General features: G+C 63.2%; 12 protein-coding genes. 2 read left to right on the top strand and 10 right to left on the bottom strand.

The features are described from left to right. Nucleotides 1–24 precede the first annotated feature (24 nt). From OC537_RS02320 to OC537_RS02305, 4 genes are all read right to left on the bottom strand, one after another. Nucleotides 25–984, bottom strand: coding sequence for a LysR substrate-binding domain-containing protein (locus OC537_RS02320; protein WP_262108985.1), 960 nt, complete (start codon nucleotides 982–984; stop codon nucleotides 25–27). Next, nucleotides 984–1,622: a pyridoxamine 5'-phosphate oxidase gene (pdxH, locus tag OC537_RS02315; protein WP_262108984.1), complete on the bottom strand. Its 639-nt coding sequence runs from the start codon at nucleotides 1,620–1,622 to the stop codon at nucleotides 984–986. Before pdxH ends, OC537_RS02320 begins: the two co-directional genes overlap by 1 nt. A 165-nt stretch (nucleotides 1,623–1,787) precedes the next feature. After that, on the bottom strand, nucleotides 1,788–2,111 hold the full coding sequence (locus OC537_RS02310; protein WP_139744880.1) for a hypothetical protein: 324 nt from the start codon (nucleotides 2,109–2,111) through the stop codon (nucleotides 1,788–1,790). Continuing rightward, nucleotides 2,108–4,084 carry a reprolysin-like metallopeptidase gene (locus OC537_RS02305; protein ID WP_262108983.1) on the bottom strand — a complete coding sequence of 659 codons (1,977 nt, stop codon included), beginning with the start codon at nucleotides 4,082–4,084 and terminating at the stop codon, nucleotides 2,108–2,110. The genes OC537_RS02310 and OC537_RS02305 overlap by 4 nt, the downstream gene beginning before the upstream one ends. A gap of 211 nt (nucleotides 4,085–4,295) precedes the next feature. Between OC537_RS02305 and OC537_RS02300 the strand changes: the two genes are divergently transcribed. Next, a complete protein-coding gene (locus OC537_RS02300) occupies nucleotides 4,296–5,507 on the top strand; it encodes an RsmB/NOP family class I SAM-dependent RNA methyltransferase (RefSeq protein WP_106887457.1) in 1,212 nt (403 codons plus the stop codon). 65 nt (nucleotides 5,508–5,572) lie between these two features. Here OC537_RS02300 and OC537_RS02295 read toward each other — a convergent pair whose 3' ends face one another. Next, nucleotides 5,573–5,917 carry a Grx4 family monothiol glutaredoxin gene (locus OC537_RS02295; RefSeq protein WP_025326276.1) on the bottom strand — a complete coding sequence of 115 codons (345 nt, stop codon included), beginning with the start codon at nucleotides 5,915–5,917 and terminating at the stop codon, nucleotides 5,573–5,575. A 287-nt stretch (nucleotides 5,918–6,204) separates the two neighbouring features. On the opposite strand from OC537_RS02295, the gene sodB reads away from it, so the two are divergent. After that, nucleotides 6,205–6,789, top strand: coding sequence for a superoxide dismutase [Fe] (sodB, locus tag OC537_RS02290; protein WP_100860353.1), 585 nt, complete (start codon nucleotides 6,205–6,207; stop codon nucleotides 6,787–6,789). Nucleotides 6,790–6,892: 103 nt separating this feature from the next. Here the strand turns inward: sodB and OC537_RS02285 are convergent, their stop codons facing one another. The 5 genes from OC537_RS02285 to OC537_RS02265 all read right to left on the bottom strand — a co-directional run bounded on the left by OC537_RS02285 (nucleotide 6,893) and on the right by OC537_RS02265 (nucleotide 12,021). Then, nucleotides 6,893–7,702: a VacJ family lipoprotein gene (locus tag OC537_RS02285; RefSeq protein WP_163156149.1), complete on the bottom strand. Its 810-nt coding sequence runs from the start codon at nucleotides 7,700–7,702 to the stop codon at nucleotides 6,893–6,895. 80 nt (nucleotides 7,703–7,782) lie between these two features. Next, nucleotides 7,783–9,051 carry a c-type cytochrome biogenesis protein CcmI gene (gene ccmI / locus OC537_RS02280; RefSeq protein ID WP_262108982.1) on the bottom strand — a complete coding sequence of 423 codons (1,269 nt, stop codon included), beginning with the start codon at nucleotides 9,049–9,051 and terminating at the stop codon, nucleotides 7,783–7,785. Beyond that, complete coding sequence (locus OC537_RS02275; protein ID WP_234569918.1) at nucleotides 9,048–9,527, bottom strand: cytochrome c-type biogenesis protein; 480 nt, start codon at nucleotides 9,525–9,527, stop codon at nucleotides 9,048–9,050. The genes ccmI and OC537_RS02275 overlap by 4 nt, the downstream gene beginning before the upstream one ends. Before the next feature lie 11 nt (nucleotides 9,528–9,538). After that, nucleotides 9,539–10,069, bottom strand: coding sequence for a DsbE family thiol:disulfide interchange protein (locus tag OC537_RS02270; protein ID WP_139744875.1), 531 nt, complete (start codon nucleotides 10,067–10,069; stop codon nucleotides 9,539–9,541). After that, nucleotides 10,066–12,021: a heme lyase CcmF/NrfE family subunit gene (locus tag OC537_RS02265; RefSeq protein ID WP_262108981.1), complete on the bottom strand. Its 1,956-nt coding sequence runs from the start codon at nucleotides 12,019–12,021 to the stop codon at nucleotides 10,066–10,068. Before OC537_RS02265 ends, OC537_RS02270 begins: the two co-directional genes overlap by 4 nt. Between the last annotated feature and the right edge of the window lie 163 nt (nucleotides 12,022–12,184).

Here is a 12,184-nt window from a genome sequence, read left to right as displayed (position 1 = left end):
CAGGGCCGCAGCACAGATCCGGCGCTACAACCAGGGCAGGGTCGCCGCACTGGCGGGGGTCGACTGGTTGAGGAGCGCCAGCTGCACCGTCTCCCGACTCACGTGGGGGGCATAGAGGTGGATGAAGTCATACATGTAATCCCGCAGGTGAGCGTGCCTGCGCAGGCAGACATGGGCCACGCTCGAGGCGATCAGATGATCGATGTTGAGGCAGACCAGGCTCTCCCTGTCCCCCTCGTCGAACGCCGAGGTGGCGATCACCCCCACCCCCATGCCGAGGCGCACATAGTGCTTGATGATGTCGCTGTCGGTGGCGGTCAGCACTATGCGCGGGCTGAGGCCATGACGGCCGAACGCCTTGTCCATCTTGGATCGACCGGTGAAGCCGAACACATAGGTGATGAGGGGATAACGGGCCAGATCTGCCATGGAGAGCGGCTGGCAATCGAGCAGCGGATGGCCGTGGGGCACCACAACGCCGCGCCCCCAGCGGTAGCAGGGAATGGTCGCCAGCTCGTCGAACAGGTGCATGGACTCGGTGGCGATGGCCATCTCCACATCCCCGTTTTGCACCATCTGTGCCAGCTGGGCCGGCGCCCCCTGATGCAGCTGGATGCTGACCTCGGGGAAGCGGTGGGAGAAGGCGGTGATCACCGACGGCAGCTTGTAGCGGGCCATTGTATGAGTGGTGGCGATGCGCAGCACCCCGCTGGTGGCCAGCTGATCACCGAGGGAAAGTTGACCAATCTGTTCGACCTGGGCCACCACCCCCTTGGCCAGCTCCATCACCTGCTCCCCCATGGGGGTCAGGCCCACCAGGTTCTTGCCCTTGCGGGTGAACAGCGCCAGCCCCAGCTCGTCTTCCAGCATCTTCATCTGCTTGCTGAGGGTCGGCTGGGAGGTGTAGAGCTTCTCCGCCGTCGCCGAGATATTGAAGTTGTTCTTCACTATCTCGGTGAAGTTCTTGAGCCGGGCTATGTTCATCAGGGGGCCAGTCGCTCTATGTGCCAGCCATCCCCCTCGCGGCTGTAGTAGAAGCGATCGTGCAGGCGATGCTCGCCCCCCTGCCAGAACTCCACCGTATCGATGACCACCCGGAAACCGCCCCAGAAGCTCGGCAGCGGCACCTCGCCATTGGCAAATTTCTGCTTGAGCTCGAGGAACTTGGCTTCCAGCACGCCACGGGCCGAGATGCGGGTCGACTGCTTGGAGACCCAGGCGGCTATCTGGCTATCCTTGGGGCGACTGTGGAAATACTTCATCACCTCGAAGGTGCTCATCTTCTCCACCCGGCCTGTCACGTGCACCTGGCGGTCCAGAGTGTGCCAGGGGAAGAGCAGGCTGATGCGGGGATTGCCTTCCAGCTGGTGCGCCTTGCGGCTGCCCATGTTGGTGTAGAACACCATGCCCAGGGCATCGTAGTGCTTGAGCAGCACTGTGCGCTGCCAGGGCTGGCCGTCGGCATCCACTGTGCCCACCACCATGGCGGTGGGGTCGGTCAGCCTGGCCTCGCACGCCTGGGCCAGCCACTTCTCGAACAGGGCGAGAGGCTCGGCCGGCAGATCGGCCCGGTGCAGTCCGCCCCTGGTGTATTCACGACGCAGATCAGCCACATCCATCATCTTGATTTTCCTTCTCTCTTTCTTTGCCGCCCGTGCGGCTGTGGATGGGGGGCATTGTGCGACGAGCACGGCATGGGTACAAGCCTGGGGGCGCCCAAATGCTGGCACCAAAAACAGAAAGGGAGGCCTGTGCCTCCCTTTTTCTGTCTGCAGCTTGCCACCTGCCTATGGTTTGCCGTCAATCGGCGGGCAATGGGCCAGCATGCGCTGGTTATATTCCGCCGCATAGGCGCTCAGCCTGGCGTGGGCCTCCTTCTGATCCGGCTTGATGACATCGCCGAGCCCCTCCAGATAGCGCACCCCACAGCGGGCCTTGGCCGCCGCCTGCTGATCCGCCGCTATGCCGGGCGCCACCTCGCCACGGCCGGCCCGTACTATCAGCCGGTAATCCTGCTGGGCCAGGCTGTCACTGACTGCCTGATCCAGGGTGTCGGCATCCGCCTGACAGCCGCCGAGCAGGGCGAGCAGCAGCACGCCGGCCAGCCTCATGCCCGCCTCCGTTGCCAGCCCAGCAACGCCAGGGCCAGGGTCCAGAAGCCGAGGGAGCCACCGCCACCACCGCCGCCCTCATCCCCACGCTGGGTCACCGACAGCTTGAGCGGGCTGATGGCGAAGAAGAGGTTGTCACTGCAGGCCACCTTCAGCCTGGCGGTGCCGTCGTTGCCGGCGGGTATGGTGACGCTGGCCGAGCCGGAGTTGGGCTGGCCGCTGGCGAGCAGGGTCCAGCTCACCCCCTCGTCCCGAGTCAGGGAGAGATCCACCTTGCTGCAATTGATGGGGACCGCGTTGGTGCCGGCCACGTCCCAGCCTATGGTCTGGTTGGCGCCGGCTCCCAGCGGGGTCACCAGCGGGCTGGTCAGGCGGAAGGCGCTGCCGGTATTGACCACCTGGATCTTCATGTCGTCACTGGCGACACCGCCCTTGCCGTCCCGCGCCGTGAGGCGGAAGTTGAGAGCCCGGTTGGTGGCAGGCCAGGCCTCCCCCTTCGCCAGGGTGTTGGAGAGCAGGGAGGGCAGGCTTGGCAGGGTGCGCTCCGGCAACGCGGTCGGCGCCACGAAGCGAAACAGCGGGCGACTGCCGTCGTCCACCATGCTGGCGACGCTGAAGGACTCGGTGCCGAGATCGATCTGCTCCCAGGTGTAACTCAGGGGATCCTGATCCAGATCCGCCCCGGCGCCCTTGAGCACGAAGGGGGTGTTGGCCGGGATCACATAGTCGTTGCCGGCGGCGACCTGGGGCGCGTTGTTGGTCAGGCTCTGGGAAGTGCCACAGCTCGCGACCTTGGCCATGTGGGCCCGCATCTGCTCGATGGACTTGCTGTGGAAGTAGGGCAGGCTGTTGGCCTGCAGGTTCTCCTCCCCGCAGATCCCCGCATAGGCCATGATGGAGCTGCCGCTGCCGGGCTCCCAGGCCTGGCTGGCCTCCCGGTTGCCACCGCCACAGCTGCCGGTGGTGCCGTTGAAGGTGTGGTCGGCGCCGAACTGGTGGCCAATCTCGTGGGCCACGTAGTCGATGAAGAAGGCATCCCCCACCGGATTGGGGGAGCCCGTCATGCCCGCCGACTTCTCAGCGGTGCAGAGCACTCCCAGCCCCGCCAGACCGCCGCCCCCGGTGTTGACCACGTGACCTATGTCGAAGGGGCCGAGCTTGGTGCCAGCCTGGGTCTGTGCATTCTGCTGCACTGTGACGTTGGCATCTATGTCACCGTCATCGTTGTTGAAGGGATCGGTGGCGGTGTCGGTGAAGATGATAGTGTCGTTGCCGCTGGCGAGCTGGAACTCGGCTGCGACGTCACGCTGGTACACCTCGTTGACCCGGTTGAGCAGGGTGGCGATGGCGCCGAGACCCGCCTCGACGGTGCCGCCGTGATACTGGGTGTACTCCCCCGCCGCCGAGATGGCGATGACGTAGCGCTTGCGCTGGTTGCCATCCACCAGGACCTGACGGGCCAGGGCCTTGGCCTGGGTCCCGATGACCTTGTCCGCCTCTTCCTCCAGCCGGCTGTGGGCATCCTGCTGGTAATAGATGGCGTAGCCGTCACCGTTTCTGAGCGGATCCACGAACACCATGCGGCCCTGGTGGCTGAACATGGCGTGGAAACCCTGGGGACCGAGATCGAAGCGCCCCGTCTCCACCGGGTTGGACTCGTCATATCCCTTGAATGCCAGAATGCCAGGATACCTGGCGGCGAGATCCGATGGCAGCAGATCATAGGGCTGCAGGTTGAAGGTCACCTCCTTGCCGTCCGGCAGGGGCAGGGTCAGTCGAGGATCCCCTCCCTGCAAACCGGCGAAGTAATCGGCCGGCACAGTGGCAATGCGATATTGGCTGGCCCGCACCTCATAGCCATCGGCAGCGGTGGCCCGCGCCGCCACCGTATTCCACTCACTGGCGGCCAGGCCGGTGGCGTTCATCAGACCGGCCACCAGCAACGCCAGCGGAGAGTATTTCATCAACTGCATCTTTATTATCCCTTTTTCCATGCGTTCGCCTGAACTGCCTCAGCATCATTTTCCTGCCCGGGTGAGAAGTCCAGTCCCATCCTCTGTACATTCCCCGAATGGGGACGGTTGCACCAATGCAGTCTAGCCCCTATCATGGCGCGGATTTGTCCGTTTCAGAACCCTCCTGTGTCACGGGCCGGTTCATCCTTTTTTGGCCAAGGTTAATCTCATGCTCAAATCCCCACTGTTGCCCCGTTTCGGGGATCTGGTCGTTGCCATTGTTGACGATGTACTCGGTCAGGGTCTCACCCTGGACCGCGCCTATGCCCGTCACTTCTCCGGCATCGAACTCAAACCGCAAGAACAGGCAAGGATTGCCCTGGTCACCGGCGACCTGCTGCGTCGTCTCAGCCTCTATTGCTTCCTGACCGGCATCCAGGTGCGTCAGGCCGAAAAGAATGTCTGGCCGCTGCTGCACAGCTGGCACGCCTTCCACAAGATTGCCCAGCCCAACAATCCGACCCTGGATCGCTTCAATGAAGAGGCATTCCGCCGCCGTCTGACCGAGGCGAAGAAGAACCCGGTGCTGATGGATGGTTGCCCTGCCTGGCTGGAGAAGCTGGGCAACGAGCAGCTGGGCGAGGCCTGGCCTGCCGAGCGTGCCGCCCTGGCCTGGATGCCCAAGCGCTACCTGCGGGTCAACACCCTCAAGTGCACCCGGGAAGAGCTGCAGGCCATTCTGGCCAAAGAGCATGTCACCACCATTCCCGTTGATGGTGTTGAGACTGCCCTGCAGGTCACCTCTGACGCCGCCCTGTTCCGCACCAAGGCCTTTGCCGATGGCTGCTTCGAGCAGCAGGATGCCGGCTCCCAGCTGGTCGCCGCCGCCCTGGAAGTGACCCCTGGCATGCGGGTCATCGACGCCTGCGCCGGTGCCGGTGGCAAGACACTGCACATCGCCGCCATGATGGAGGGCAAGGGTCGTCTGCTGGCGATGGATGTGGAAGAGTGGAAGCTGGAGAACCTCAAGCAGCGCGCCCGCCGCGCCGGTGCCCACAACGTGGAGACCCGGGTCATCACCAGCAGCAAGACAGTCAAGCGCCTCAAGGAGAGCGCCGACCGCGTACTGCTGGACGTGCCCTGCTCCGGTCTTGGCGTACTCAAGCGCAATCCTGATGCCAAGTGGCGTGATACCGCCGAGCGTCTGCCGGTGCTGGTCGCCCTGCAAGAAGAGATACTGCAGCGCTACAGCCAGATGGTGAAGGTGGGCGGCCTGCTGGTCTATGCAACCTGCTCCATCCTGCCCCAGGAGAACCGCCAGCAGGTGGACAAGTTCCTCGCGGCCAACGAGAACTATCGCCTGCGGGATGACCACACTGTCAGCCCCTCCGAGACCGGCTTCGACGGTTTCTACATGGCGCGGATCGAGCGCATCGCCTAAGGCCCTGCGCACCCATAGAAAAGGGGAGCCAATGGCTCCCCTTTTTGCATGATGCGGATGCGACCTTATTCGGCGGCGGCATCATCCTGCTTGTGCTTGGCGGCAGCTTCCTTGATCAGGGTCTGCAGCTCGCCGGCCTGGAACATCTCGATCATGATGTCGCAACCACCGACCAGCTCACCTTCCACCCAGAGTTGCGGGAAGGTCGGCCAGTTGGCAAATTTCGGCAGCTCGGCACGGATGTCCGGGTTTTGCAGGATGTCGACGTAAGCAAAGGGCTCGCCACAGGACATCAGGGCCTGGGAGGCCTGGGCAGAGAAACCGCAGCTGGGTAGCTTGGGGGATCCCTTCATGTACAGGATGATGGGATTCTCAGCCAGCTGCTGTTTGATCTTTTCAATAGTTTCCATAAATGCCTCACTAGAGCGATTTCGGCGGCCATTCTACTGCAAACCGGGCAGACCACAAACTGGCAAACCGTCCCGAATGCAAGAAGTGATGAATCAATACGCCGCAGCTTGATCCGGATCATGGCGAGAATCAAGAGTTGTTCGCCCATCTTTGATGCTGCTACAATCGACGGGCTTTGGGCCGTCTGGCCCCATCATTTCAAGAACAATTCTTTTCAACATAGAAAAGAGTACGCAATGTCTTGCAACCGTCGCCTTCGCACGGCCCAGCCAATGGAGAGTAGAAAATGGCTTTCGAACTTCCCGCTCTGCCCTATGCAATCAATGCTCTGGAACCGCACATCTCCCAGGAAACCCTGGAATATCACCACGGCAAGCACCACAACACCTACGTGGTCAACCTGAACAACCTGGTGCCGGGTACCGAGTTTGAAGGCAAGTCTCTGGAAGAGATCATCAAGACCTCCACTGGCGGTGTCTTCAACAACGCCGCCCAGATCTGGAACCACACCTTCTACTGGCACTGCCTCTCCCCGAACGGCGGTGGCGAGCCCACCGGCGCCCTGGCCGATGCCATCAACAAGGCGTTCGGCTCCTTCGCCGAGTTCAAGGATGCGTTCACCAAGTCTGCCATCGGCAACTTCGGCTCCAGCTGGACCTGGCTGGTGAAGAAAGCCGACGGCTCCCTGGCCATCGTCAACACCTCCAACGCAGGCTGCCCGCTGACCGAAGCCGGGACCACCCCGCTGTTGACCGTCGACCTGTGGGAGCACGCCTACTACATCGATTTCCGCAACCTGCGTCCGAAGTACATGGAAACCTTCTGGACCCTGGTCAACTGGGAATTCGTGGCCAAGAACCTGGCTGCCTGATAGCCTCTTTCTTGCCAAAACGCCCCGCACTGCGGGGCGTTTTTTTATGGCGAACAAGCAACGAAAAAGGCGCCATGGGCGCCTTTTCGATAACCATGGGTCGTTACTGGTCTATCTCGTCCAGATACTCGTCCAGGTTGCTGTCATCCTCCTGCTGGCCCTGTTGCTTGAGCTCAGGCTGGCGACCCGTCACCTTGCCGTCGTTGTACTGCAGGTAGAAGTCCTTGGTCAGGGCATAAGGATCGAGCGCGTTGTCGATGATCCGCTCCTGATCGATCAGCTTGGAGCGGGTGCCCAGACCATCCAGCGCCCAGTGCACGAACTTCATCGGGAAGGTCAGCAGGGCATAGGGGAAGTAGATGGTATCAATGGTATCCCCCACCAGTTCGCGGGTGGTGGTCGGGCCATAGACGGGCACCATGATGTAGGCGCCATCCCCGATGTCCGCCTTGCCGAGCACAGTATCCATCTCCAGCATGTTGCGCTCGAGGCCGGCATGCTTGGCCACGTCGAAGATCCCCAGCAGACCTATGGTGGTGTTAAGGGTGAAGCGGCCCAGGTTGGTCCCCGCCCCCTTCAGATCACCGACCAGCAGATGGTTGACCATGCTGCTCGGCTCGTCGAAGTTCTCCACCAGGTTGTCGATGCCGTCCTTCATCCCCTGCGGCACATAGCGGGCATAGCCATGGACCACGGGGCGGGCCACATAGGGTTCCAGCACGTCGTAGTTGATGGCCCACATGGCCCGGTTCGCCCCCTGGAAGGGGTCACGGGGATCGCTGGCCGTGCTGGACGCCCCGGGGCGGCTGGGGGTTTCGTTGAGATCCAGGCTCTCTGGGCCCGGCTTGGGAGGGCCACCCGCACAGCCCCCCAACAGCAGTGCCACTGCCAATGCTCCTGAACGCAGATACATATGAAAGTCCTAAGCTTTTTTGGGAATCTTTATGGATTATAGGTAGGCCCGCCCCATCCCGGGGTCGGGCCAAGAGGGTATTAGAGTGCGTGATCGATGCGGATGTCAATCGGCGCTGTAGGGATGCTGGTCGTCGGCACTGTGACCGAGACCCCCTCGAAGGCTCCTTCCTTGTTCATGACGTTGCCGCCCCGGGAGAGGCGCGCCTTGAACTGCAGCTCGGGATAGGCCGCCAGCTTGCTCCCCTCGATCATGGCATCCCCATCCCCCAGTGACAGGGTGAGGGGCAACTGCGGACCCGGGATGCGCTTGACCGCGATGGGCATGGGCGGGCCATTGGGGATCACCGCAAAGACGAACAGGTGGGCATCCTCCGGCAGCTGGATGCCGGGTGCCAGGGTGATGTGCAGGGGATACTCACCCTCCTTCACCGCCAGCACCTGAGCACTGCCCTGCCCGGCCTGAGCGGCGGGGGCGGCTGTCACGGCGATGCCGCGCTGACGCAGTTGCTGCTCGGCATACTCGATGGAACGCTCCACCATGGCGTGGCGGGTCGAGCCCTTCTCCAGCAGCGGCAACATGGCTCGCCAGCGCACCAGCGCGGTCTGGAAGTCCTCTTTCTGCAGCGCCATGAAGGCATGGACCGAGCGCGCCTCTATGTTGGCCGGATCCTGGGCGATGGCCGCCTGCAGCAGCTGATCCGCCCGGGCCTCCTCCCCCGTCATCATCAGGGCCTGGGCATAGGGTACCGCCACCATGGCCTTCTGCGGCGCCAGGGAGTAGGCTCGCTCCAGCGCCTCGCGGGCCATCTCGGGGTCATTGCCATCCAGGGTCAGACGCCCCAGCAGCAGCCAGCCACGGTAGTCGTTCGGTTCTTCTTTCAGCCGGGTACGCAGCCCCAGGGTGAAGTCCAGCAGATCCTGTTCGGTGACCTCGCTATCCCGCTCCACCAGGATGCGGTTGCTCAGCTCCCCCAGCCGGCTGCTGGCATCCTGCCAGCGGCTCACCTCCTGCCAGGCCCCCAGCTGGTAGTAGAGCCCCAGGCTCACCACCACCAGCACCAGCACACCCGGGATCCAGATCAGGCTCTTGCCGCCGCGGGCGCTCTGCTCCACGTCGGGGATGTCGTCCAGCAGGCTGCGTTGCAGCTCCACCAGGGACTCGGACTCCTCGGCCAGTATTCCCTGCTCACGCTCCTCGCCTATCTCCAGCAGACGCTGGCGATAGAGCTGCTTGTTGAGCGCCGAACGGCTGATGCTCTGGCGCCCCTCGCCGCGCCACAACGGCAGGATCAGCGCCAGGCTCGCCAGCACCAGCAGGGCCGCGATCACTATCCAAAATGCGGTCATTGTTTCTCTTCCTCTTTGAGCAGCTCGGCCAGACGGCGCCGCTCTTCTTCGCTCAGGGCGTTATTCATTCGTTTTGTCGCCGCCGGGGCACGGCGGCTGCGCACCACCACAGTGGCGGCACCGATGACGATGACCAGCAGGGGGCCAAGCCAGAGGATCAGGGTGGAGGCCATCAGGGGCGGATCATAGAGGATGAAGTTGCCGTAACGGGCCACCATGTAATCCACCACCTCCTCCTTGTTTTTACCGTCCCGCACCATCTGGTAGGTCTTGTCCCTCAGATCCTTGGCGAGCCCCGCATTGGAGTCGGCGATGTCCTGGTTCTGACACTTGGGGCAGCGCAGCTCCTTGGTCAGCTCGCGGAAGGTCTGCTCCTGGGCATCGCTGTCGAAGGTGTAGACGTCGATGGCGGCACTGGCCTGGCCGGCACCCAGCAGGCCCCCCAGCAGCAACAGGGATGCAATAAGCGTTTTCATCGGAGCGGCCCTCACTTCATGGCGTCGAAGATGGGTTTGAGGGTCGAGGCCCAGACCTCGGGATTGACGTCCCCCACGTGGCGATAACGGATGATGCCCTGGCTGTCGATGAAGAAGGTCTCGGGGGCACCGTAGACCCCCAGATCCAGCCCCAGCATGCCGTCCGGATCATAGAGGTTGACCTCATAGGGGTTGCCGAGCTCAGCCAGCCACTTGATGGCCTTGTCCCGCTCATCCTTGTAGTTCATGCCGACGATGGGAATACCCTGCCCCGCCAGCTGCTTGAGGTAGGTGTGCTCCCCATAGCAGGTCGGGCACCAGGTGGCCCAGACGTTGAGCAGCATGGGGCGCCCCTTGAAGATGCTCCTGTCATGCTGCTTGCCCAGGTCATAGATATCCTGCAGGGTGAACACGGGCACCTCCTTGTCCACCATCACGGATTCCAGCTTGGTGGGGTCCGAGTAGAGCCCCTTGAACAGGAACACGGCCCCCATCAGGAAGATGATGAAGGGCAGCAGAAACAGCCAGGTCTTCTTGCTCATGCCTTGGTCTCCTCGTCACGACGGCCGAACCGGTAGCGCTTGTCCAGCATGGCCAGCACGCCGCCGATGGCCATGAAGACGCCACCGAACCAGATCCAGCGCACGAAGGGCTTGTAGTAGATACGCACCGCCCAGGCGCCGTTGTCGAGCTGCTCGCCCAGCGCCGCATAGAGATCACGGGTGAAGCCGGCGTCGATGGCGGCTTCGGTCATCGGCATGCGACTGACCTTGTACATCCGCTTCTCGGGCTTGAGCAGGGCCACCTGCTTGCCGTTCCTGTGCACCTCCAGCACCCCCTTGAAGCCGTCGTAGTTGGGGCCGTTCTTCTCGCTGATACCGGTGAACACGAATTCGTAGTCGGCGAAGTGCACCCTGTCACCGGCCTGCATGCGCAAGTCCTTCTCGATGCTGTAGTTCTGGGTGCAGGCGATGCCTATGATGCTGACCGCCAGCCCCACGTGGCCCAGGATCATGGCCCAGTGGCTGTTGCCGAGGCGGCGCACGCCGGTGGCAAAGCTGTGCTTGTGGGTGGCGCGCACCCAGGTCTCCTGGATGCTGGTGATGATGATCCAGGTACCCAGGCCTATGCCGAGCGCGGCCCAGGGCTTGAACTCACCGGCGAAGAGCTGCGGCAGCAGCAGGGCGGCGGCCAGACTCAGCCCCAGGGCCAGCACCACCTTGCCCTTGAGCTCACCGAGCTCCTGACGGCGCCAGCGGAACAGCGGCCCGACCCCCAGCAGCAAGGCGAACGGGATGATCAGCCAGCTGTAGATGTGGTTGAAGAAGGGGGTGCCGATGGAGATGCTGCCAAGCCCCAGCTCCTTGTGCACCAGGGGCAAGAGGGTGCCGAGCAGCACGGTCAGCAGGCCCGCCACCAGCAGTATGTTGTTGCCAAGCAGCAGGGTCTCGCGGCTCCACAGCTCATGCTTGCCGTGGCTCTTGACCTGGGAGCCCTTGAAGGCGAACAGCAGCAAGGAGCTGCCTATCACCGCCAGCAGGAAGCCCAGAATGAAGAGGCCACGGGTCGGGTCTGAGGCAAAGGCATGGACGGACACCAGCACGCCGGAGCGCACCAGGAAGGTCCCCAGCAGACTCAGGGAGAAGGCCGAAAGCGCCAGCAGCACTGTCCAGGCCTTGAAGGTGGCGCGCTTCTCGCTCACCGCCAGCGAATGCAGCAGGGCCGTGCCCGCCAGCCAAGGCATGAAGGAGGCGTTTTCCACCGGATCCCAGAACCACCAGCCGCCCCAGCCGAGCTCGTAATAGGCCCACCAGGAGCCGAGCACTATGCCAAGGGTCAGGAAGACCCAGGCTGCCATGGTCCAGGGGCGGGACCAGCGCGCCCAGGTGGCATCGAGCCTGCCTGTCATCAGGGAGGCGATGGCAAAAGCGAAGGCCACCGAGAAGCCCACGTAGCCCATGTAGAGCATGGGCGGGTGGAAGATGAGACCAGGATCCTGCAGCAGGGGGTTGAGGTCGCGCCCATCCACCGGGAAGTACGGCAGGGTGCGGGTGAAGGGATCCGAGGTGAACAGCACGAAGGCGGTAAAGCCCACCGAGATGAGCCCGAGCACCCCCAGCACCCGCGCCACCGCATCCAGCGGCAGGCGACGGCTGAACAGGGCCACGGCCGCGGTCCAGCCCCCCAGGGTCAGCACCCAGAGCAGCAGGGAACCCTCGTGGGCCCCCCACACCGCCGAGATGCGGTACTGCAGCGGCAGCAGGCTGTTGGAGTTGGTGGCCACGTACTGCACGGTGAAGTCGTTGTCGACGAAGGCCCAGGTCAGGCAGAGGAAGGAGAGCAGCAGCAGCAGAAACTGGCTGTAGGCGAGCGGACGGGCCGCCGACATCATGCCGAGGCGCCCCAATTTGGCGCCGATCAGCGGATAGCTCCCCAGCAGCAGGGCGGTGGCAAAGGCCAGGATCAGTGCGAATTGCCCCAGTTCAGGGATCATGGCTGACTTCCTTTGAATTGCGCCGCGACCAGAACCGGTGCACAGGCATGAGACGGTGAGAACTGCCCCAGTTCAGGGATCATGGCTGACTTCCTTTCAATTGCGCCGCGACCAGAACCGGCGCACAGGCATGAGACGGTGAGAACTGCCCAAATTCGGGGAT

Origin of the sequence: Aeromonas sp. Marseille-Q5825, from assembly GCF_946892685.1 — a bacterium.
In the GTDB taxonomy this organism is placed as follows: domain Bacteria; phylum Pseudomonadota; class Gammaproteobacteria; order Enterobacterales; family Aeromonadaceae; genus Aeromonas; species Aeromonas rivipollensis.
The sequence above is the reverse complement of the archived record's forward strand: the minus strand, read 5'-3'. Positions and strand labels throughout refer to the sequence as shown.

What these genes read in the sequence shown, in the direction of transcription:
- sodB (WP_100860353.1), top strand. Translation starts at nt 6,205, where the DNA reads ATGGCTTTCGAACTTCCCGCTCTGCCCTATGCAATCAATGCTCTGGAA.
- OC537_RS02270 (WP_139744875.1), bottom strand. Translation starts at nt 10,069, where the DNA reads ATGAGCAAGAAGACCTGGCTGTTTCTGCTGCCCTTCATCATCTTCCTG.
- OC537_RS02285 (WP_163156149.1), bottom strand. Translation starts at nt 7,702, where the DNA reads ATGTATCTGCGTTCAGGAGCATTGGCAGTGGCACTGCTGTTGGGGGGC.
- OC537_RS02275 (WP_234569918.1), bottom strand. Translation starts at nt 9,527, where the DNA reads ATGAAAACGCTTATTGCATCCCTGTTGCTGCTGGGGGGCCTGCTGGGT.
- OC537_RS02320 (WP_262108985.1), bottom strand. Translation starts at nt 984, where the DNA reads ATGAACATAGCCCGGCTCAAGAACTTCACCGAGATAGTGAAGAACAAC.
- OC537_RS02265 (WP_262108981.1), bottom strand. Translation starts at nt 12,021, where the DNA reads ATGATCCCTGAACTGGGGCAATTCGCACTGATCCTGGCCTTTGCCACC.
- ccmI (WP_262108982.1), bottom strand. Translation starts at nt 9,051, where the DNA reads ATGACCGCATTTTGGATAGTGATCGCGGCCCTGCTGGTGCTGGCGAGC.
- OC537_RS02295 (WP_025326276.1), bottom strand. Translation starts at nt 5,917, where the DNA reads ATGGAAACTATTGAAAAGATCAAACAGCAGCTGGCTGAGAATCCCATC.
- OC537_RS02300 (WP_106887457.1), top strand. Translation starts at nt 4,296, where the DNA reads ATGCTCAAATCCCCACTGTTGCCCCGTTTCGGGGATCTGGTCGTTGCC.
- OC537_RS02305 (WP_262108983.1), bottom strand. Translation starts at nt 4,084, where the DNA reads ATGCAGTTGATGAAATACTCTCCGCTGGCGTTGCTGGTGGCCGGTCTG.
- pdxH (WP_262108984.1), bottom strand. Translation starts at nt 1,622, where the DNA reads ATGATGGATGTGGCTGATCTGCGTCGTGAATACACCAGGGGCGGACTG.
- OC537_RS02310 (WP_139744880.1), bottom strand. Translation starts at nt 2,111, where the DNA reads ATGAGGCTGGCCGGCGTGCTGCTGCTCGCCCTGCTCGGCGGCTGTCAG.